The sequence below is a fragment of the Cupriavidus sp. 10L43_2 genome (assembly GCF_056395265.1).
Genome location: NZ_JBFTJE010000009.1, coordinates 116,934 through 138,491, shown reverse-complemented (window position 1 = coordinate 138,491; position 21,558 = coordinate 116,934). Strand labels below are relative to the sequence as shown.

Genomic DNA, 21,558 nt, shown 5'->3' with positions numbered 1-21,558 from the left:
CTGCACAGGAAATTTATGTATACATAAATCGCAGGAGTCGCGGAGCGTGGCATTTCATCTCAATCCGATCCGGGGTAGCCGGGGCATGGCCGTGGCGCCGCACGCGCTGGCGTCGCAGAGTGCGCTGGCCGTGCTGCGCGAGGGCGGCAACGCCGTCGAGGCGATGGTCGCCGCCGCCGCCACCATCGCCGTGGTCTATCCCCATATGAATAGCATCGGCGGCGACAGCTTCTGGCTGATCTCCCGCCCCGGCGAGGCGCCGCGCGCCCTGGACGCCTGCGGCGCAGCGGCCGGCGATGCCACCATCGCGCGCTATCGGGAGGCCGGCTTCCAGGCCATTCCCACGCGCGGCGGCATGGCGGCGAACACCGTCGCCGGCACGGTGTCCGGCTGGCAGGCGGCGCTGGCGTGGTCGCACGACGCGCTGGGCGGGCGCCTGCCGCTCTCGCGGCTGCTGGCCGATGCCATCGACTATGCCCGCGTGGGCGTGCCGGTCACGCAGAGCCAGTCGGCCTGCGTGGCCGCCAAGGCCGCAGAACTGGCCGATGTGCCGGGCTTCGCTGAGACATTTCTGATCGACGGACGCGCTCCGGCGGCGGGCACGCGCTTCCGCCATCCGCGTCTGGGCGCCACGCTGGAGCAACTGGCGCAGGCCGGGCTCGATGACTTCTATCAGGGCGATCTGGCACAGATGCTGGCCCGGGAACTCGGCAACGCGGGCAGTCCGCTGACGCTGGCCGACCTGCGCGCGCACCGCGCCACTTGGAAAGCGCCCCTGGCGCTGGCCCATTCACGCGGCACGGTCTACAACATGCCGCCGCCCACGCAGGGGCTGGTGTCGCTGCTGATCCTCGGTCAGCTGGACCGCCTGCTGGCGCCCGGCATGGACCCGCTCGGCCCGGACTTCGTCCATGCCTGCGTGGAGGCCACCAAGCAGGCGTTCCACGTGCGCGACCGGCATATCACCGATCCCGCCTATATGGAGATCGATCCACAGGACCTGCTGGCGCCGCCGTGGCTCGATGCCGCCGCCGCACGCATCCGCCCGGACGCGGTGCTGCCGTGGGGGCAGGGCATGGGGCCGGCGGACACGGTCTGGATGGGCGTGATCGATGGTAGCGGCGTGGCGGTGAGCTTTATCCAGAGCATTTATCACGAGTTCGGCAGCGGCATCGTGCTACCGGGCACCGGCGTGAACTGGCAGAACCGGGGCTGCAGCTTTTCGCTCGACCCGACTGCGCGCAACCCGCTGATGCCGGGGCGCAAGCCATTCCACACGCTGAATCCGGCCATGGCGCGCCTGAACGACGGCCGCACGCTGGTCTACGGGAACATGGGCGGCGACGGCCAGCCGCAGTCGCAGAGCGCGGTGTTCTCGCGGATCGTCCATTTCGGCATGAACCCGCAGGCCACCATCGACGCACCGCGCTGGCTGCTCGGCCGCACCTGGGGCCAGACCAGCGACACCCTCAAGCTCGAATCGCGCTTTCCCGATGCCACGCAGCAGGCGCTGCACCGCCTGGGTCATGACGTGGAGGTGCTGGGGCCATACGACGAAACCATGGGCCACGCCGGCGCCATCGTGCTGCAGGCCGATGGCCTCTACCAGGGCGGCAGCGATCCGCGTAGCGATGGCGGCGTGGCGGCCTGGTAGGGCGGGGGTCGCAATTTACTGAGTTCCAACCTGCGCGAGCCCGCCATGACGAATGCGTGGCCGCGTGTCTTCCTCGAAGTTCCTGTCTCAAGGAGTGGTGCAAATGCGTACCGTTGCTGATAACGCGGCCCTCGGCGTGCCGCAGGCCATGCCGCTGGCGCGCACGCGCTGGCTGCAACTGTTGCTGGGTCTCGTCTGCATGATGGCGATTTCCAGTCCGCAGTATGTCTGGACCCTGTTTACCAAGCCGCTGGCGGCCAAGCTGGGGGTGCCGCTCTCGGAGTTGCAGGTCACCTTCTCGCTGCTGATCGTGCTGCAGACGTTCTTCTCGCCGTTCCAGGGCGCGCTGATCGAGCGCTTCGGGCCACGCCGGCTGATCGCGGCCGGCACGGTGATGGCCGGGCTGTCGTGGGTGCTGGCCGCCTCGGCCCAGAGCGTGGGCATGCTGTACCTGACCTATGGCGTGGTCGGCGGCCTGGGCACGGGCATCGTCTATATCGGCGTGGTGGGGCAGATGGTGCGCTGGTTCCCGGACCGGCGCGGGTTTGCCGTCGGCATGGTCGCGGCCGGCTACGGCATGGGCGCCATCGTCACCACCTTCCCGATTGCGTCGGCCCTGGCCGGCAAGGGGCTGGAGACCACGCTGTGGCAGTTCGGCCTGATTTTCGCGGTGATCGGCTTCCTGGCTTCGCAGGGGCTGCGCGCCCCGGCGCCGGGCGAGCGGCTGCCGGTGCGCGCGTCGTACACGCCCTCGAACGTGGTGGACGTGCCGACCCGTCAGATGCTCAAGATGCCGCTGTTCTGGCTGCTGTTCCTGATGATGACGATGATGTCCACGTCAGGGCTGATGGTCACCTCGCAGATGGCCGCCTTCGCCAAGGACTTCGGGGTGTCCAACGCGGTGGTCTTCGGCATGGCCGCGCTACCGCTGGCGCTGACCATCGACCGGCTCACCAACGGGCTGACGCGACCGATGTTCGGCTGGATTTCCGACCGCTGGGGTCGTGAAAATACGATGTGCTTCGCCTTCGCGCTGGAGGCCGTGGCGATGACGCTGTGGCTGCTCACGCGCGAGAACGCGGTGCTGTTCGTGCTGCTCTCGGGCGTGGTGTTCCTGGGCTGGGGCGAGATCTTCTCGCTGTTCCCGTCCACGCTGACCGATACCTTCGGCACCAAATTCGCCACCACCAACTACGGCTGGCTCTATATCTCGCAGGGGATCGGCTCGATTTTCGGCGGCCCGCTGGCGGCGCTGATGCATGAGCGCATGGGGAGCTGGATGCCGGTGTTCGGCGTGGCCATCACGCTGGACATCGTCACGGCGGCGCTGGCCATCGCGGTGCTCAAGCCGTGGCGCCGGCGCTATCTGGCGGGCACTTCGGCAGCCGCGGCAGCCTGACCGCGGGCGCTGCGTCAATCCGCCGCGGCGGATTGACAGCGCAATGGCGGGATATCAAGGGGCCGCTGGCAACGGCGGACGGAAAATGGGTAATAATTCGGCTCGACGCCTCTTCCGTCCCGGACCCCCATGCAAGCCAATTCCCGTGCCTACTTCCTGCTGATCGCCGTGCTCTCGTTCGCGATGCTCGGCGCCGCGCTCTACTTCCAGTTCGTGGAGGGCTACCAGCCGTGTCCGCTCTGCATCATGCAGCGCTTCGCCTTCGTCGGCATCGGCCTGTTTTCCCTGCTGGCCGCGCTGGCCCAGAACACGCGCACGCTGTGGCAGGGGCTGGGCATGCTGTCCGGCGTGGCCGGGATCGCGGTGGCGGGGTATCACGTCTCCCTGCTGCTGAACCCGAAGTCCTCGTGCGGCATCGATCCGTTGGAAAACTGGGTCAACCAACTGCCCACCGCGCGCCTGCTGCCCCAGGTCTTCTTCTCGGACGGCCTGTGCACCGCGCCGCTGCCCCCCCTGTTCGGCATCTCGATCCCCGGCTGGTCACTGATCTGGCTGGTGATCTTGACGGTGACGCTGGCAGTAGGGCTGATCCGGCGGGAGAAGAATTACCGGTGAGACGCCGGTGAGATCAAACAAAAACGCCACCCTCGGGTGGCGTTTTCACATGTCTTACGCGATCTGTTCGATCTGTTCCTGCAGTTCCAGCCAGCGCTCCTCCAACTGTTCCAGTTCGCTGGTGACTTCGCCCTGGCGCTTCAGCATTTCCATCAGCCTGGCCTTGTTGGTTTCGGCGTAGCTGGTCTCGTCGGCCATGAAGGCGTCGATGGCGGTTTTGTCGGTGTGGAGCGCGGCCATGCGCTTTTCGACTTTTTCGAGTTCCTTGGTCAGCGGCTTGCGCAGGACGGAGAGACGCTGGCGCTCGTCGGCGTCGGCGCGGCGCTGGTCCTTGCGGTTGACGTTGGCGCCGGCGTCCGCCGCGGCTTCGGAGGCGTGCGCGGCCGTGGCGGCGTTGCGCTTGGCGGCGGCTTGCTGGAGCAGCCAGTCACGGTAGTCGTCCAGGTCGCCATCGAATGGACGGATGGTGCCGTCCGCCACCAGCATGAACTGGTCCGAGGTGGCGCGCAGCAGGTGCCGGTCGTGGGAGACCAGGATCAGGGTGCCTTCGAACTGGGCCAGCGCCATGGTCAGGGCCTCGCGGGTGTCGAGGTCCAGGTGGTTGGTCGGCTCGTCCAGCAGCAGGAAGTTGGGCTTCTGCCAGACGATCAGCGACAGCGCCAGCCGGGCCTTTTCGCCACCCGAGAACGGTTCGATCGGCGCGGTCGCCATGTCGCCCCGGAAGTTGAAGCTGCCCAGGAAGTCGCGCAGCTCCTGCTCGCGCACGTCCGGCGCCAGCCGCGCCAGATGCTGGAGCGGGGAATCGTGGTCGCGCAGGGTTTCGAGCTGATGCTGGGCGAAATAGCCGATCACCAGCCCCTTGCCCAGCCGCAGCGTGCCGTTCATCGGCGCCTGCGTGCCGGCCAGCGTCTTGACCAGCGTGGACTTGCCTTGACCGTTGGCGCCAAGCAGGCCGATGCGCTGGCCGTTCTGGATCGACATCGCCAGGTTGTGCAGGATGGTCACGGGCGGCTCGGCCTCGGCGTACCCGCAATCCACCCCCTCGAGCACCATCATCGGGTTCGGCGCCGAATCGGGCTCGCGGAACTCGAAGGCAAAGCCGGCCGCCACGTGCACCGGCGCCAGCCGCTCCATCTTCTCGAGCGCCTTGACGCGGCTCTGCGCCTGGCGCGCTTTGGTCGCCTTAGCCTTGAAGCGGTTGATGAACGATTCCAGATGCGCGATTTCTTTCTGCTGGCGCGCGTAGGCTGACGACTGCAGCGCCATCTGCTGGAGCCGCAGGGTCTCGAACTGGGTGTAATTGCCGCCATAACGGCGCAACTGCTGGTTCTCGATATGGACCGTGACGTTGCAGATCGCGTCGAGGAACTCGCGATCGTGGGAAATCATCACCAGCGTGCCCGGGTAGCGCGCCAGCCAGTCCTCCAGCCAGACGATGGCGTCCAGATCCAGGTGGTTGGTCGGTTCGTCGAGCAGCAGCAGGTCGGACGGGCACATCAGCGCCTGGGCCAGGTTCAGGCGCATGCGCCAGCCGCCCGAGAACGACGCCACGGGCTGCGTCACCTGCGGCAACGTGAAGCCCAGGCCCAGCAGCAGCGCTTCGGCGCGGGCCGGCGCGGTGTAGCCGTCGGCATCGGCGAAGGCGGCGTGGGCCTCGCCCTCGGCGCTGCCGTCGCCGCTGGCCTGGGCGGCGGCGATGCGCGCTTCGATCTCGCGCAGCCGGGTGTCGCCATCGATCACATAGTCCACGGCGGAGCGGTCAACCGCCGGGGTTTCCTGCGCCACGTGCGCGATACGCCACTGCGCGGGCACGAAGACATCGCCGCCATCCGGGTGCAGCTCGCCCCGCAGCATGCCGAACAGCGTGGACTTGCCGCTGCCGTTGGCGCCGACAAGGCCGACGCGCTCGGCTGGGTTGAGCGTCACGCTGGTGTGGTCGAACAGCACCTTGGTGCCGCGCTGGAGGACTAGCTGGTCGATTCGGATCACGAGGACTGGAAGATAAGGCGAAGAACACGCCCGGAGGCGGGCAGGCCGGCATTGTAGCGCGCCCGGTGGCTGGTCTTGCAGGCGCCAGCCGGCCCCGGGCCCCATGTCCGCATCCATGTATTCAGGGATTTCCCCTAATTCGTCACTTCCAGGTTCTCCTGGTATGGGGTTTGCGTGTAAATTTATTTACATAGACCGCCGCACCGGGAAAGTGCCTTTTCATCAAAGGACTTTCCGGGATGGTGCGCGCGGCGCCCTGAACCGGTTCTTTCCCCAGACATGTCCGAAGGCCAGTCGATTTCCGAACGCATCGCCCGCAGCCTGCCGACACTGACGCCCGCGCACCAGCGCATGGCGCAGTACGTGCTGGACAACCTGTTCCGCGCGGCGACCATGCGCATCGACGAATTCGCGACGGCCGTGGATGTGTCCGTGGCCACGGCCAACCGCTTTGCCCGGGCGCTCGGCTTCGAAGGCTATCCGCAGTTCCGCGCCGAACTCGTGCGCGGCTTCGAGGCCACGCTGGCCCCGGTGGAGCGCCTGCGCGACGAACTGGCCCGCCCGACGACGGTGGCCGAGGTCTTCGCCGCCGCGCTGGACGACGGCGCGCGCAACCTCGAAGCCACGCGCCGCGCGCTCGATGCCGAGGCCTGCGAGCGGGCCGTCGATGCCATCCTCGCCGCCGAGCGCGTCTATGTGATGGGCTTCGGGGCGAGCGGCTTCCTGGCCGGCCTGCTCCAGCACGGGCTGGAGATGCACTGCCGCATGGTGACGTCGGTGTCGACGGTGGGCGGCGCGTCGCACGCGGCGCGGCAACTGTTCAAGCTCCAGCCGCAAGACCTGGTGATCGCCATCGCCTTTCCCCGATATGTGACGGACAGCATGGTGCTGGCCAAGCGCGTGAAGGCCCATCGCGGCAGGCTGCTGGCGCTGACGGATGGCCCGACCTCGCCGCTGGCACCGCTGGCCGATATCGCGCTGTATGCCAACGCCGGCAATCGTCTTTCCGCGAATTCCGATGCCACGGTGCTCGCGCTGATCGAAGCGCTGTGCGGTGCCGTGGCCTATCGCTCGGCGCGCTCCGTCAAGGCGGCGGCCGAGATGACCGAATTCCTGCTCCCCTGGCTCTACGACGCACCCGGTGCGGGCCAGCGCGAGCGGGGCACCTCGAAATCTTCCGAATCTACTGAGTGAAAGCTGTCATGACCCAGGCTGTCATTGCCATCCACGGCGGCGCCGGCACGATTACCCGTGCCGCCATGGATGCCAACCGTGAACGCGAATACATCGCTGCGCTGGAGCAGGTGCTGCTGGCCGGCCAACGCGTGCTGGCCGAGGGCGGCAGCGCGCTCGACGCCGTGACCGAAGCGGTGCGCCTGCTTGAGGACTGCCCGCTGTTCAACGCCGGCAAGGGCGCCGTGCTGACCCACGCCGGGACGTTCGAGCTGGACGCCGCCGTGATGGACGGCGCCACGCGCAACGCTGGCGCCGTGGCCTGCGTGACGCGCGTGCGCAACCCGGTGCTGGCCGCGCGGGCCGTGCTGGAGCACAGCGAGCACGTGCTGTTCGCCGCCGACGGCGCCGAGGCGTTTGCCGAGGCGCAGGGGCTCGAACTCGTCTCCCCCGACTATTACTTCACGCAGGCCCGCCACGACCAGTGGCAGCGCGCGCAGGCGAGCACCGGCATGGCCTTGCTCGACCACGACGCGGCGGCGCTGGCAGCGAAGGCGGCGCAAGCTGGCACCGATCCGATCGATCCGGACAAGAAGTTCGGCACGGTGGGCGCGGTGGCTTGCGACGCCCAGGGCAACCTGGCTGCCGCCACCTCTACCGGCGGCGTGACCAACAAGCAGGTGGGCCGCGTGGGCGATACGCCCGTGTTCGGCGCCGGCTGCTATGCCGATGACGTGGCGGCCGTGTCCGCCACCGGCACCGGCGAGATGTTCATCCGCACCGTGGCCGCGCACGATGTGTCCGCGCAGATGCGCTACGCCGGGCTGTCGCTGGAAGAATCGGCGCGCCGCGTGGTGATGGAGAAGCTGGTCGCCATTCAGGGCCGGGGCGGCCTGATTGCCGTGGATCGGCAGGGCAACGTCACGCTGCCGTTCAACACCGAGGGCATGTACCGCGGCGTGGCGCGCGTGGGCGAGCCTGTCAGCGTGCTGATCTACGGTTGATCGTCGTCAGCCCGCAGCCCCGCAAATTCGAAGTCTTTCGTAGCAAATCGCAGTAGAACGCAGCAATCGCAGCACATCGGACAAGTCGCATGGCCAACACCTCTACGCATCGAAACCTCGTACTTCCCCCTGAACGCGTCGTCGCGGTGGACAACCTGTCCGTCCGCTTCGCCACCTCGGAGCGGACCGTCGAGGCCGTGCGCAACCTCTCTTTCCACGTCGATCGCGGCGAGACGCTGGCCGTGGTGGGCGAGTCCGGCTCGGGCAAGTCGGTCACGTCGCTGGCGCTGATGCGGCTGGTGGAGCATGGCGGCGGCAAGATCGCCAACGGCAGCATGCTGCTGCGCCGGCGCGGCGGCGAGGTGCTGGACCTGGCTCGCGCGCCCGATGCCGCCCTGCGTTCCGTGCGCGGCTCGGACGTGGCGATGATCTTCCAGGAGCCGATGACCTCGCTGAACCCGGTATTCCCGGTGGGCGAGCAGATCGCCGAATCGATCCGGCTGCATCAGGGCAAGAACAAGGCTGCCGCGCGCGCCGAGGCGCTGCGCATGCTCGAACTCGTACGCATTCCCGAGGCGCGCCGCGTGCTGGACCGCTATCCGCACCAGCTCTCCGGCGGCATGCGCCAGCGCGTGATGATTGCCATGGCGCTGTCGTGCAAGCCGGCGCTGCTGATTGCCGATGAGCCGACCACGGCGCTGGACGTGACCATCCAGGCCGAAATCCTGCAACTGATCCGCAACCTCCAGTCCGAGATGGACATGGGCGTGGTCTTCATCACCCACGACATGGGCGTGGTGGCCGAAGTGGCCGACCGCGTGCTGGTGATGTATCGGGGCGAGAAGGTCGAGGAGGGCACCTCCGACGAGGTCTTCCACGCGCCGGCTCACCCGTACACGCGCGCGCTGCTCTCCGCCGTGCCGAAGCTCGGGGCGATGTCCGGCAAGGATCTGCCGGCCAAGTTCCCGCTGGTGCAGGTGAACGACGTGGCCGCGCCCGAGGCCGAGGTGCCGCAGGACACCGTCCACGCCGGCGCCGAGCCGATCCTGCGCGTGCGCGATCTGGTCACCCGCTTCGACGTCCCGGGCGGCCTGTTCGGCCGGGTCACGCGCCGCGTGCATGCGGTGGAGCAGGTCAGCTTCGACCTGTACCCGGGCGAGACGCTGGCGCTGGTGGGCGAATCSGGCTGCGGCAAGTCCACCACGGGCCGCTCGCTGCTGCGTCTGGTGGATGCCCAGAGCGGCACGATCGAGTTCGCCGGCCAGAACATCAGCCAGATGCAGGGCCCGGCGCTGCAGGCGCTGCGCCGCAATATCCAGTTCATCTTCCAGGACCCGTTCGCCTCGCTCGATCCGCGCGTGCCGGTGGGTTACTCGATCATGGAGCCGCTGCTGGTGCACAAGGTGGCCAGCGGCCGCGAAGCCGAAGCCCGCGTGGCGTGGCTGCTCGAAAAGGTGGGCCTGACGCCCGCCCACGCCTCGCGCTATCCGCACGAGTTCTCGGGCGGCCAACGCCAGCGCATCTGTATTGCACGGGCGCTGGCGCTGAACCCCAAGGTGGTGGTGGCCGACGAATCGGTGTCCGCCCTGGATGTGTCGATTCAGGCACAAATCGTGAACCTGATGCTCGACCTCCAGCGCGAGCTTGGCGTCGCCTTCCTGTTCATCTCCCACGATATGGCCGTGGTGGAGCGCGTGAGCCATCGCGTGGCCGTGATGTATCTGGGCCAGATCGTCGAGATCGGCCCGCGCCGCGCGATTTTCGAGAATCCGCAGCACCCGTATACGAAGAAGCTGATGTCGGCGGTGCCGATTGCCGATCCGGCGCGCCGCCATGTGAAGCGCGAGCCGCTTTCTGATGAAATCCCCAGCCCGATCCGTGCAGTGGGCGACGAGCCGGTGGTGCAGCCACTGGTGGCGGTGGCCGGCAGCGGCGCGCACGGGCACTTCGTGGCCCGGCACCCGGTTGGCGGCGCGTATTGAGCCTTTATCAAGTCTTGAGTCTAGTCATCACGCAGTACTGATTTTTTCCAACAGGAGAAGAGAAATATGTCTACCCGTATGGTTTCGYCGCGCCTGATCGCCGGCGCCGTGGCGATGAGCGCGATTGGCATGCTGGGCGCCAGCCCGGCGTTCGCGGCCAAGGACGCCGTGATGGCCGTGTACTCGACGTTCACCACGCTCGATCCGTACGATGCCAACGACACGCTGTCGCAGGCAGCCGTGAAGTCGTTCTACCAGGGCCTGTTCGGCTTCGACAAGGACCTGAAGCTGGTCAACGTGCTGGCTGACAGCTACGACGTGACCAAGGACGGCCTGGTCTACACGATCAAGCTCAAGAAGGGCATCAAGTTCCACGACGGCACCACCTTCGACGCCACCGCCGTCAAGGCCAACCTGGACCGCGTGACCGATCCGGCCAACAAGCTCAAGCGCTACACGCTGTTCAACCGCGTGGCCAAGACCGAGGTGGTGGACCCGGCCACGGTCAAGATCACGCTGAAGGAGCAGTTCTCGCCGTTCATCAACGTGCTGGCCCACCCGTCGGCCGTGATGATCAGCCCGACCGCGCTGAAGAAGTACGGCAAGGAAATCGCCTTCCACCCGGTGGGCACGGGCCCGTTCGAGTTCGTCGAATGGAAGCAGACCGACTACCTGAAGGGCAAGAAGTTTGCCGGCTACTGGAAGACGGGCTACCCGAAGATCGACACCATCACCTGGAAGCCGGTGGTGGACAACAACACCCGCTCGGCCGTGATGCAGACGGGCGAGGCGGACTTCGCGTTCAGCATTCCGTTCGAGCAGGCCGCCGTGCTGAAGGCCAGCCCGAAGGTGGACCTGATCGACGGTCCGTCGATCATCCAGCGCTATGTGTCGTTCAACACCCAGGTCAAGCCGTTCAATGACCCGAAGGTGCGCCAGGCCATCAACTACGCCATCAACAAGGAAGCGCTGGCCAAGGTGGCCTTCGCCGGCTACGCCGTGCCGGCCCAGGGCGTGGTGCCGCCGGGCGTGGACTTCGCCGAGAAGCTGGGCCCGTGGCCGTATGACCCGGCCAAGGCGCGCGAGCTGCTGAAGGAAGCCGGCTACCCGAACGGCTTCGAGACCACGCTGTGGTCGGCCTACAACCACACCACGGCGCAGAAGGTGATCCAGTTCGTGCAGCAGCAGCTGCAACAGGTGGGCATCAAGGCGCAGGTGCAGGCCCTGGAAGCCGGCCAGCGCGTGGAGCGCGTGGAGTCGGTGCAGAAGCCTGAGGACGCCGGCGTGCGCCTGTACTACGTGGGCTGGTCGTCGTCGACGGGCGAGTCGGACTGGGCGCTGCGCCCGCTGCTGGCCTCGGAATCGATGCCGCCGAAGCTGCTGAACACGGCGTACTACAAGAACGACCAGGTCGATGCGGACATCGCCGGCGCGCTGCGCACGACGGACCGCGCCGAGAAGGCCAGGCTGTACAAGGACGCCCAGGAACGGATCTGGAAGGATGCCCCGTGGGCGTTCCTGATCACGGAGAAGGTGCTGTTCGCGCGTTCCAAGCGCCTGAGCGGCGCCTACGTGATGCCTGACGGCTCGTTCAACTTCGACGAGATCGACATCAAGCAGTAAGCGTTTTGCGCCCCTCTCCCGCTTGCGGGGGAGGGGCGCAAATATAAAGACGGCGCCACCAAGCGCCGCCGAAGTGGTAGCTGTAGTCGCGGTAAGTCGTCCTTACAGTCGTACGCAGTAAGCCGTGTTGGCCGCCCGCCCGAGATGCGGGGGCATGGGCGGGTGGCCCGCGGTCTCAATTCCTGGTAGCCAGATGCTGAATTACTTCCTCAAACGATTCCTGGGCGTGATCCCGACACTGCTGCTCGTGGCAGTGCTGGTGTTCCTGTTCGTCCACATGCTGCCCGGTGACCCGGCGCGGCTGGCCGCCGGCCCTGAAGCCGACATGGCCACCGTCGAACTGGTGCGCAAGGACCTGGGACTGGATCGCCCGATGCCCGAGCAGTTCGTGCGCTTCTTCACCAACGCGCTGCAGGGGGAATTCGGCACCTCGCTGCGCACCAAGCGCCCGGTCTCCGAGGAGATTGGCGAGCGCTTCCTGCCCACGCTGTACCTGACGCTCTCGTCGATGGTCTGGGCAGTCATCTTCGGCATGGCCATCGGCATTGGCTCGGCGGTGTGGCGCAACAAATGGCCGGACCGGCTCGGCATGACGCTGGCGGTGTCGGGCATCTCGTTCCCGGCCTTCGCGCTCGGCATGCTGCTGATGGAGGTCTTCTCGGTGCAACTGGGCTGGCTGCCGTCGATTGGCGCCGATAGCTGGAAGCACTACATCCTGCCCTCGCTGACGCTGGGCGCCGCCGTGGCCGCCGTGATGGCGCGCTTCACGCGGGCCTCGTTCATCGAGGTGCTGCAGGAAGATTTCGTGCGTACCGCCCGGGCCAAGGGCGTGCGCGAGACCGTGGTGGTCATCAAGCACACGCTGCGCAACGCGATGATCCCGGTCGTGACGATGATGGGCCTGCAGTTCGGCTTCCTGCTGGGCGGCTCCATCCTGGTCGAGAAGGTGTTCAACTGGCCCGGCCTGGGCCGCCTGCTGGTGGACGCCGTGGAAATGCGCGACTACCCGGTCATCCAGGCCGAGGTGCTGCTGTTCTCGCTCGAATTCATCCTGATCAACCTGGTGGTGGACATGCTCTACACCGTGATCAATCCCACCATCCGCTACAAGTAAGAGGCCGGCATGACTGAGCTTTCCACGCCCGCCGCGGCAGCATCCCCCAGTACCGTCCCGGAGGCCGTCCGCACGCCCTGGACCGAGTTCTGGCGCAAGTTCCGCAAGCAGCACCTGGCCCTGGTGGCCGGCGCCTTCGTGCTGATGCTGGTGGTGATTGCGGTGCTGGCGCCGTACATCGTCCCCTACGACCCCGAGAACTTCTTCGACTACGACGCGCTGAACGCCGGGCCGTCCGCCGCCCACTGGATGGGGGTGGACTCGCTCGGCCGCGACATCTTCAGCCGCATCCTGGCCGGCACGCGCATCTCGCTGGCGGCCGGCTTCTTCTCGGTCATCATCGGCGCCATCATCGGCACCGTGCTGGGCCTGATGGCGGGCTACTACGAGGGCTGGTGGGACCGCATCGTGACGCGCCTGTCGGACGTGCTGTTCGCGTTCCCGGGCATCCTGCTTGCGATCGGCATCGTGGCCATCCTCGGCAATGGCATGACCAACGTGATCTTCGCCGTGGCCGTGTTCAGCGTGCCGGCGTTCGCGCGGCTGGTGCGCGGCAACACGCTGATGCTCAAGGGGCTGACCTATGTGGAGGCGGCCAGGAGTATCGGGGCGTCCGACTGGACCATCCTGATGCGGCACATCCTGCCGGGTACGGTGTCGTCCATCGTGGTGTATTTCTCGATGCGGATCGGCACGTCGATTATCACGGCCGCCGGGCTGTCGTTCCTGGGCCTCGGCGCCCAGCCGCCCACCCCGGAATGGGGCGCGATGCTCAACGAGGCGCGCGCCGACATGGTCACCGCGCCGCACGTGGCCATCTTCCCGAGCCTGGCCATCTTCCTGACCGTGCTGGCGTTCAACCTGCTCGGCGACGGGCTGCGCGACGCCCTCGATCCGAAGATCGACCGCCGGTGATGCCCGCATGACCGCCAACGCGCCCCCCGTGGTCGGCAACCTGCCGGCCGGCTCCCGCAACGCGATCACCGATGTGCCGGGCGTGCGCGTCGGTCATCGCACGCTGGCGGACGGCGCCCGCCAGACCGGCGTGACCGTGATCCGCCCGCACGCCGGCAACGTCTACACCCACAAGGTGCCGGCGGCGGCTGTGGTGCTCAATGGCTTCGGCAAGAGCATCGGGCTGGTGCAGGTGGAGGAACTGGGCGTGCTGGAGACGCCCATCGCGCTGACCAACACGTTCAGCGTGGGGACCGTGGCGCAGGCGCAGATCCGCGCGGCGATTGCGGAGAACCCCGAGATCGGGCGCGGCTGGCCCACGGTCAATCCGCTGGTTTTCGAATGCAATGACGGCTACCTGAACGATATCCAGGCGATGGCGGTGCAGGAAGCCGACTACGCCGGGGCGCTGGCGGCTGCCGGGGCCGAGGTGGCGCAGGGCGCCGTGGGGGCCGGGCGCGGGATGTCGTCGTTCGGGGTGAAGGGTGGCATCGGCACGGCGTCACGTCTGGCGGGTGGGTATACCGTCGGCGCGATGGTGCTGTCGAACTTCGGCACGGCCGAGTCGCTGATCTATGCGGGCCAGGCCGTGGGTTCCAGGCTGGCCGAGCGTCTGGCTGCCAAGACCGAGACGGAGAAGGGCTCGATCATCATGGTCGTGGCCACCGATGCGCCGCTCGACGCCCGGCAGCTTCGGCGCCTGGCGCTGCGCGCCGGCACCGGCCTCGCGCGTACCGGGTCGGTCTTCGGCCATGGCTCCGGCGACATCGCGCTGGCCTTTTCCACGGCCTACACCGTGCCCCATCTGGCCGATGTGCCGATGCCTGCCGTGCCGATGGTCCACGAATCGCGGCTCGACCCGCTGTTCCGGGCCGCCGCCGACAGCGTGGAGCAGGCCATCGTCCACGCCCTCTGGCATGCCGAGCCAGTGACCGGCCGCGACGGCCACCACCGCGCGGCGCTGCGCGAGCTGCTGCCGGATCTCTCCGAGACCTGATATGAAGATTCTGATTTCCGCCGATATCGAAGGCGTGGCGGGCGTATTCCACACCGAGCAGACGCGCGCCGGCAATGGCGAGTACGAGCGCGCCCGCGCCTGGATGACGGCCGAGGCGAACGCGGCGGTGCAGGGCGCCTTCGCGGGCGGCGCCACCGAGGTGCTGGTCAACGACTCGCACGGCGGCTTCCGCAACCTGCTGCCGGACCAGATCGACCCGCGTGCGCAACTGGTGCTCGGCAAGCCGCGCTACCTGAGCATGATGGCCGGCGTGGAGCACGACTGCGACGGCGTGTTCATGATCGGCTATCACAGCCGCGCACAGGGCCGGGGCGTGCTGGCGCACACCATCAACAGCAGCGCCTTCGCACGGGTCTGGTTCAACGGGCTGGAGCTGGGCGAGGCGGGCATCTATGCCGCACTGGCCGGCGAGTTCGACGTGCCCGTGCTGCTGGCCAGCGGCGACGACGTGTTCATCGCCGAAACCCAGCCGCTGATGCCCTGGGTGCGCTACGTGCAGACCAAGACGGCGGGCGGGCAGGGCAGCGGCACCACGCTGTCACCGACGACTGCGCGCGATGCCATCGCCCACGCGGCGGAGGCCGTGACGCGCAATGCCATCGCCCATCCCGAGGCCCGCTGCCTGGAACTGGCCGGCCCGGTCAACTGCCGGCTGCAAACCATGTCCTCCGCCTACGCCGACCTGTTCTGCCAGTGGCCGACCTTCGAGCGCGTGGACGGCGTGACGCTGGCCTTCACGGCGCCCACCGTGCAGGCCGCCGTGCGCATGCTGAACTGCTGCTCGGCCATGGCCTTCATGCTGAAGTAACGATAAATGGTGGCGGCGGGGCGGGCGGTGCGACAATAGCGCCCGTTCCCCGGATTTACCCCTCGTCACCATGAAGCAGGCCCCGCCCGGCGGCTGGATTCCCGTTCGCAAGGATTTCGTCGATCCCGCCAACACCCGCTGCCACGCGCGCGGCGCCAAGGGCGGCCGCCACCACGGCTTTCCCGAGGGCCACGCCTATATCCTGCGCGGGCCGGATGGCCACGAATACCCCTTCGGCGCCGACTGTGCCCGCGCCGCGCTGCCCGAGCCGGCCTGGCTTGAACAGGTGCCCGACTACACCGAGCGCGACGCCGTGCCGCGCCTCCCCGATTTCACCGACATCCCGCCCCCGCGCCGCAGCCGCAAGGCCACCGCCGCCGAGCAGGAACTCGCCCGCCGCAACGCCGCCACGCGCTACGTGGTGCTACGCATGGAGAAGGTGGCCGCCGTGCCACGCGTGCAGCCCACGGTGCGCTTCCCGGCGCTGGAAGACCTCTACCAGCAGATCGCCCAGGGCGGGGCGCTCTCCAACGCGCAAGTGACGCGCGTGCTGGCCATCGAACGCAGCGCCGCCACGCCAGCCAAGCTCCGCATGCTGAACCTGCTCGACGTCTACACGGCCCACGTGAAGCTGGAACGCCTGATCGCCGCCTCGAACAACCTCGACAACATCCGCTTCCTGCGCAGCCTCCACGACTGGCTGGCGCGCCACCTCGTGCTATCCACGGCCCAGCTGGACGCGGCAGGGGTCGTTATGCATCCCCACGCATTCCGGTCGGCCTGGCCGAGTGGGGGTGGGGAGGGGGAGTTGTTCTAGGGGGGGAGGCGCGGCTCTGCAAATCCCACGATTGAGGGGGGTACCTCCCTCGTCGGTGGGGGAGGGGCGGCGTGGGCGCTCGGACGTCTTTCGACAAGGTGCAATCCCCCGCATCGACAGATAACGGCACGCCGCACATCATCCTTAACCTCATGTCGTGATGTAACTGGCGTCAGGCGTGAGATGTGGGGTGTTCACGCATTGCTGTGCGCGGTGCGGCTTGAATTTAATCCTGCTTACTTCTCCCTTAAAAATTACGAAATTGCCTCAAATTGCAACGTTGCACTCCGCCCACGACGCGGGTGCTTTTAGCCGATCGGCTATTTGAGGCAGATCCCGCCTTTGTTATCTTCCGGCCCCGATAGCCGCTGCGTTCGTCACATGCGCAGCACAGGATAAGAAAGAAGGGAGCAGGTCGTTGTATCGAGTACGGGGGAATTTTGCCTGGCTGCCGCGTGGGGTGGCCGGATGGGTCACGGGTCTGAGCCAGTTCGCACTGGCCGCGCACTGCCTTGCCGCCGGCGTTGTGCCGGACGGCGGCACTGCCACCACGGCCGTCACGGGCGCCAATGGCCGCATCACGGTCGGCGTGGCCGGCGCCGTGGGCGGCGTTTCCGCCAATACCTACCGCGAATTCAACGTGCCGCGTGCCGGGGTCGATCTCGACAACGCGGCGGCGCGCGCACGCACCATCCTCAACCAGGTCACCGGCACCAATCCGTCCCTGCTCGAGGGCCAGCTCAGCGTGCTGGGCCCCCGCGCGAACGTCGTGATCGCCAATCCCAACGGCATCAGCGTCAACGGCATGGTGGCGCGGAACATGGGCAACCTGGCGCTGACCACGGGGCAGGTCACGTTCAACGATTTCACGGTCAACGGACAGTTGCAGCGCAACCTCGTGCTGAATACGCGTCAGGGCGCCATCGACATTGGCCCCGGCGGGCTGTCCGGCACGCTGCTGAACCTGGAGCTGATCGCCAAGCAATTGCGCATCGCCGGCAAGGTCGAGAACCTGTATGCGGATGCCAACGCGCGCGTCCGCGCAGTGGTGGGTGACAGCCATGCCGAGATCGACGCCAGCGTTTCCCCAACCGACAACCTGTCCCCCTGGATTGCCTACAGCGCGCCGTCCGCCACCCCGGCGAATGGCATTGCGCTCGATATCACGGCCGCAGGCAGCCTGATGGCTGGCCGGATCGAACTGATGGTGACGGACCAGGGCGCCGGCGTGCGGCATGCTGGCGCGGCCTATGCGACCGCCGGCGATTTCGTTGTGTCGGGGAGCGGCGACCTGCGGCTCGCATCGGGCCGTATCGAGGCCAATCGCGACGTGGTGGTAGCCAGCGGTGGCTTGCGGGGCACGGGAACGGTGGAGGCGGGGCGGCATGTGTCGGTGGCTTCAGACCGGGTGGAGTTGGCCAATGCCGCGATCCGGGCCGGCTCCAAGGGAGCCGGGGACATCGTGATCGGCGCCAGCGGCCAGGTCCATACCGAACCGGTACGGCTGGCCGATACGACGCTCGATGCCAGCGGCGGCATCGGCCTTTTTGACGCGGGCACGGCCATGCAATTGACCGGCACGCGCGCCTCGGCAGGCGGGCACCTGATCGTCGGCGCCCATGACGTGGCACTCGATGGAACGGTGCTGACGTCCGTGGGCGGCGCCGCCAACATCGACGCCGCCGGGCGTTTTGCCCTGCGTGACAGCGACATCCTGGCCGCCACCGACATCAGGCTGCACGCCGGATCGATCGGACTCGAGTCGGCAGCAGGCCAGTCCACCGTCGTCGCCCGCAGCGGTGGCGTGCTCGTGCAGGCCGATGGCGACATGGTCAACCTGGGCGCGCTGGTGCAGGGCCAGACGCGCATTCAGGATACGGCGGCGTCCCTCGGCGCGGTCACGGTGCAAACCGGAGGCTCGCTCCGCAACGAATCGACGCCCGATTCCCTCGCCATCCTCTTCGGCGTCAACGACGACGTCGTGGTGCGCTCCGGCGGCGACGTCATCAACCGCCACGCGCGGATGCTGTCCAACGCCCGGCTCGAAGTGACCGCCGCTGGCGACCTCGTCAACGCCATCACCAAGTCCGATGGCGCCAACGCCGAACAGCCCGTTATCGGCGCATCCTCCGGGCGGCGCTGGCTGGTGCTGTCGAAGCGCAGCGATACCTTCGATATCGACTACGGGACGGTAGACCGCCCGGACCAGACCGCCTACCTGCTTTCCGAGACCGGCACCACGCTGAGTGGGCGCAATGTGATCAATACCGGGGGCAACATCTACGCCAACAACGGATCGATCGTTATCAAGGCGGCCGACACGTTCCGGACAGAAGGCGTCACCAGCGGCGCCGCGCACCTCTCGCGCACGTGCATGATCGTGTGCCGGACTTCGGCGTCCTCGACGACGACCGTCAGCGGTGGGCTGCTGTCCGCCGGCGGCGATATCGACATCACGGCGGGCCGCGTGGCCGAGAACATCGGCGGGCGCGTGCTGGCGGTGGGCGACCTCACGGTCAACGCGCCGCTCACCTATGCCACTGGTGTTACCGGCTACACGGCGATCGCCCGGGACCGCGGTTTCAAGGTGTTCTTCGGTGACACCTGGGCGCGGCTCTATGCCATGGACGTGGGCGGAAGCTGGATGGCCACGGGCCGCACGCGCCTGAGCGGCGACGCCGTGATCGATGGCGGTAGCCTGGACGGTGACGTGACGGTGGCCGGGAACACCACGGTGGTGCGGCCCCGCCAGCAGGACCCGGTCAGCATCGAAAGCCATGTGGGGCTGACGTCATGGGCATGGCGATGAGCACCCGGCACGCAGTGGCATGGGCGGCAGCCTGGACGGCCGCCACGGCGGCCTGGGCGCAGGCGCTGCCGCCGGGCCCCATCGTTCCGGAAGACCCCGCCCAGCGTTTGCTGCGGGAGCAGCGCCAGCGCGACCTCGAGCGCGAGGCGACGCAGCCGCCGGCCCGCATCGACAGTGGCGTCGTGGTGGCGCCCGACGCGCGCGTCGAGGACGTGGCGGAGACTTCGGCCACCTTCGACATCGCACGGATCGATGTGGTGGGCAACACGGTGCTGGCCGATGCCGAAGTCGCGGCCATTACCGCACCTTTCGTCGGCCGGGCGCTTGGCACGAACCGGATCAACCTGCTCCTGCGCCGCTTCACGGAGGCGTTCGTGGCCCGTGGCTACATCACCACGCGCGCCTACCTTGGCGAGCAGAACCTCGCCAGCGGGGTGCTGGTGGTGACCGTCGTGACGGGGAAGGTGGAAGCCCTCCAGCTCAATGGCCGCACGCTCCGGCCTGGCAGCGCGCCACTGTTCGATACGGTGGGTGGCGGCTGGGTGACGGATGCCGGCACGGCCTGGCAGTTTCCGGCGCCAGACGACACCCTGCGCCTGCCCGACCTGGAACAGGGCGTCGACCAGATCAACCGCCTGCGCCGCAATCGCGCGGAAATGCAGATCCTGCCGGGCCAGACCCCGGGCGGGTCGGTCGTGGCGCTGACGAATCCGCCCGGCGACCGCTTCCGGTTCAACGCCGGCGTGGATAACTACGGCAGCCGCAGCACGGGCATCGCCCGCACGCGCCTCGGCATGGATGCGGACAACGCGTTGGGGCTGCAGGAGTCGTTCTCGGCCAGTTATGTCGGCACCACCGACACCAATGCCGCCGTGGCCTCGGCGGCGCTGCCATTCGGCTACAACACGTTCAGCTACACGGCATCGCTGTCGGAGTACCAGAACACCATCGGTGATACGGCGTTGCTCTACGGCCGCAGCATCGGTCATACCTTCGGCTGGAACCGCGTGATCACGCGCGGTCAGACCGGCCGGCAGGCGCTCGACTTGACCCTGACGTGGCGCAAGAGCGAGCGCGAAATCAACAACCTGCAACTCGATCCGCAGCGGCTGACCGTGCTGCGCGCCGGCTGGAACGGCCTGTGGCGCTTTGCCGCCAATGGCATGCAGGGCTACGTGACAGCCGACGCCGGGTACTCGCGTGGCCTGACCTCACTGCACGCCACGCGCGATCCGTCCGATATCCGCCATGACGAGGCGCACGCCCAGTTCAACAAGCTCGATGCCAGCACCACGCTGCAACTGCCGCTCCCGCCGGTGGGCGGCGGGGCGGTGCTCGCGTGGCGCGCCCAACTCTCGGGCCAATGGACCAACGTCGCGCTATTCGGCTCGGAGCAGATCTACGCCGGGGGCATGAGCACCGTGCGCGGCTTCCGGGAAGGCGTGATTGCCGGGGATCGCGGCGCCTATCTGCGCAACGAACTGGCCTGGGCCAATGCGCCCGTCGTGGCCGGCATCCGCATCGAACCCTATCTCTTTCTCGACGGCGGCGAGGCCCAGTACGTGGCCACCCGCCAATGGCAAGCGGTGGCTGGCGCCGGGGCAGGCGTTCGCCTGTCGGCCCAATGGGCCGGCCAGACCCTGAGCGGGGAACTGCTGGCTGGCGCGCCACTGGCCCAGCCCGCGAACCTCGGCCCCAAGCGGACCGTCCTGCTGGCCACGCTGAACTGGATTTACTAGGAACCCAAACCATGCAACCGATTCTCTCCCGCCTCGCTGCCGGCGTCGTTCTGGCACTCGGCCTCCATGTTGCCCACGCCGCAACGGTCAATGGCGTGACGATTTCCGATGCCGCCATCGTCGAGGCAGCAAAGGCGGCTGGCCTGCCAGACACGCCTCAGTCGCGCGAGGCGATCAAGCAGCAGTTGATCGCGCGCGAGTTGTTCCGGCAGGAAGCCAGCAAGGACAAGGCGCTGGAAGCCCGCCCGGAGGTGCAGACCCAGCTGCGGGAGGCCCGCAATCAGATCCTGACGCAGGCATGGCTCAAGGATCGGATCAAGCCCGAGCCGGTGACCGATGCGCAGGTCCGCGCGCGGTACGACGCCATCGCGGCGTCGCTGGGCGCCATGGAGTACAAGGCGCGTGTGATCGAGCTGGCCGACGATGCGGCGGCCGTGAAGGCGCTGGCACGGATCAAGGCCGGCGAGGACTTCGCCAAGGTTGCCCAGGACATGAGCCTGGCACCCACCCGCACCAGTGGCGGGGCGCTGGACTGGATCAGCTTCAAGGTGCCCGCGCAGGAAGGCCATACGCAAAGCCTGCCGCTGCCGATTGCCGAGGCCATTTCCACGCTGCCGGCGGGTGGGGTGAGCCCAAACGCCGTGACCTGGAACGCCCGTCGCTACCTCGTCAAGGTGGACGCCTTGCGCCCGACGCAGGTGCCGTCGTATGACGCGGCGGCGCCGGGGATCCGGCAGGCACTGCAGGCGCAGGCGCTCGAGCGCGCCACGGTGGCCCTGGTCACCGGCCTGCTGACCAAGGCAAAGATCACCCAGTGACCTGCCGCCATCGTCAGTAACCCCGTCATTGCCGCCCCCTGG

Annotated in this window: 16 protein-coding genes; 15 read left to right on the top strand and 1 reads right to left on the bottom strand. The window is 67.8% G+C overall.

What is annotated here, in order from left to right; translation table 11 throughout:
- Window positions 1–85: 85 nt before the first annotated feature.
- From AC1DEL_RS15215 to AC1DEL_RS15205, 3 genes are all read left to right on the top strand, one after another.
- Window positions 86–1,654: a gamma-glutamyltransferase family protein gene (locus tag AC1DEL_RS15215; protein ID WP_477126345.1), complete on the top strand. Its 1,569-nt coding sequence runs from the start codon at window positions 86–88 to the stop codon at window positions 1,652–1,654.
- Between the two features lie 103 nt (window positions 1,655–1,757).
- A complete protein-coding gene (oxlT, locus tag AC1DEL_RS15210) occupies window positions 1,758–3,053 on the top strand; it encodes an oxalate/formate MFS antiporter (RefSeq protein WP_441593598.1) in 1,296 nt (431 codons plus the stop codon).
- 129 nt (window positions 3,054–3,182) lie between these two features.
- Complete coding sequence (locus AC1DEL_RS15205) at window positions 3,183–3,668, top strand: disulfide bond formation protein B (RefSeq protein ID WP_477126335.1); 486 nt, start codon at window positions 3,183–3,185, stop codon at window positions 3,666–3,668.
- Window positions 3,669–3,722: 54 nt separating this feature from the next.
- Here AC1DEL_RS15205 and AC1DEL_RS15200 read toward each other — a convergent pair whose 3' ends face one another.
- Window positions 3,723–5,657 carry an ATP-binding cassette domain-containing protein gene (locus AC1DEL_RS15200; protein WP_092289339.1) on the bottom strand — a complete coding sequence of 645 codons (1,935 nt, stop codon included), beginning with the start codon at window positions 5,655–5,657 and terminating at the stop codon, window positions 3,723–3,725.
- 279 nt (window positions 5,658–5,936) lie between these two features.
- On the opposite strand from AC1DEL_RS15200, the gene AC1DEL_RS15195 reads away from it, so the two are divergent.
- The 12 genes from AC1DEL_RS15195 (at window position 5,937) to AC1DEL_RS15140 (ending at window position 21,516) form a co-directional block, all read left to right on the top strand.
- Complete coding sequence (locus tag AC1DEL_RS15195; RefSeq protein ID WP_477126334.1) at window positions 5,937–6,851, top strand: MurR/RpiR family transcriptional regulator; 915 nt, start codon at window positions 5,937–5,939, stop codon at window positions 6,849–6,851.
- 8 nt (window positions 6,852–6,859) lie between these two features.
- Window positions 6,860–7,834 (top strand): isoaspartyl peptidase/L-asparaginase family protein, encoded by a 975-nt coding sequence (locus AC1DEL_RS15190; protein WP_092289336.1) that lies wholly within the window; start codon window positions 6,860–6,862, stop codon window positions 7,832–7,834.
- Between the two features lie 89 nt (window positions 7,835–7,923).
- Complete coding sequence (locus AC1DEL_RS15185) at window positions 7,924–9,816, top strand: dipeptide ABC transporter ATP-binding protein (protein ID WP_441645280.1); 1,893 nt, start codon at window positions 7,924–7,926, stop codon at window positions 9,814–9,816.
- Window positions 9,817–9,882: 66 nt separating this feature from the next.
- Window positions 9,883–11,439, top strand: a complete 1,557-nt coding sequence (gene gsiB / locus AC1DEL_RS15180) for a glutathione ABC transporter substrate-binding protein GsiB (protein WP_477159108.1) — start codon at window positions 9,883–9,885, stop codon at window positions 11,437–11,439.
- A 193-nt stretch (window positions 11,440–11,632) separates the two neighbouring features.
- Window positions 11,633–12,553 carry a glutathione ABC transporter permease GsiC gene (gene gsiC, locus AC1DEL_RS15175; protein ID WP_092289330.1) on the top strand — a complete coding sequence of 307 codons (921 nt, stop codon included), beginning with the start codon at window positions 11,633–11,635 and terminating at the stop codon, window positions 12,551–12,553.
- A 9-nt stretch (window positions 12,554–12,562) separates the two neighbouring features.
- The gene (gene gsiD, locus AC1DEL_RS15170) at window positions 12,563–13,468 is read left to right on the top strand and encodes a glutathione ABC transporter permease GsiD (RefSeq protein ID WP_477110771.1); all 906 of its coding nucleotides are present in this window, start codon (window positions 12,563–12,565) and stop codon (window positions 13,466–13,468) included.
- A 7-nt stretch (window positions 13,469–13,475) separates the two neighbouring features.
- On the top strand, window positions 13,476–14,504 hold the full coding sequence (locus AC1DEL_RS15165; protein ID WP_477126333.1) for a DmpA family aminopeptidase: 1,029 nt from the start codon (window positions 13,476–13,478) through the stop codon (window positions 14,502–14,504).
- Between the two features lies 1 nt (window position 14,505).
- Window positions 14,506–15,333, top strand: coding sequence for a M55 family metallopeptidase (locus tag AC1DEL_RS15160; protein ID WP_477113824.1), 828 nt, complete (start codon window positions 14,506–14,508; stop codon window positions 15,331–15,333).
- 70 nt (window positions 15,334–15,403) lie between these two features.
- Window positions 15,404–16,150: a hypothetical protein gene (locus AC1DEL_RS15155; protein ID WP_092289323.1), complete on the top strand. Its 747-nt coding sequence runs from the start codon at window positions 15,404–15,406 to the stop codon at window positions 16,148–16,150.
- 418 nt (window positions 16,151–16,568) lie between these two features.
- A complete protein-coding gene (locus tag AC1DEL_RS15150; protein ID WP_477126332.1) occupies window positions 16,569–18,959 on the top strand; it encodes a two-partner secretion domain-containing protein in 2,391 nt (796 codons plus the stop codon).
- Window positions 18,944–20,698 (top strand): ShlB/FhaC/HecB family hemolysin secretion/activation protein, encoded by a 1,755-nt coding sequence (locus tag AC1DEL_RS15145; RefSeq protein WP_477110773.1) that lies wholly within the window; start codon window positions 18,944–18,946, stop codon window positions 20,696–20,698. The genes AC1DEL_RS15150 and AC1DEL_RS15145 overlap by 16 nt, the downstream gene beginning before the upstream one ends.
- A gap of 11 nt (window positions 20,699–20,709) precedes the next feature.
- A complete protein-coding gene (locus AC1DEL_RS15140; protein ID WP_477126331.1) occupies window positions 20,710–21,516 on the top strand; it encodes a peptidylprolyl isomerase in 807 nt (268 codons plus the stop codon).
- Window positions 21,517–21,558: the final 42 nt, after the last annotated feature.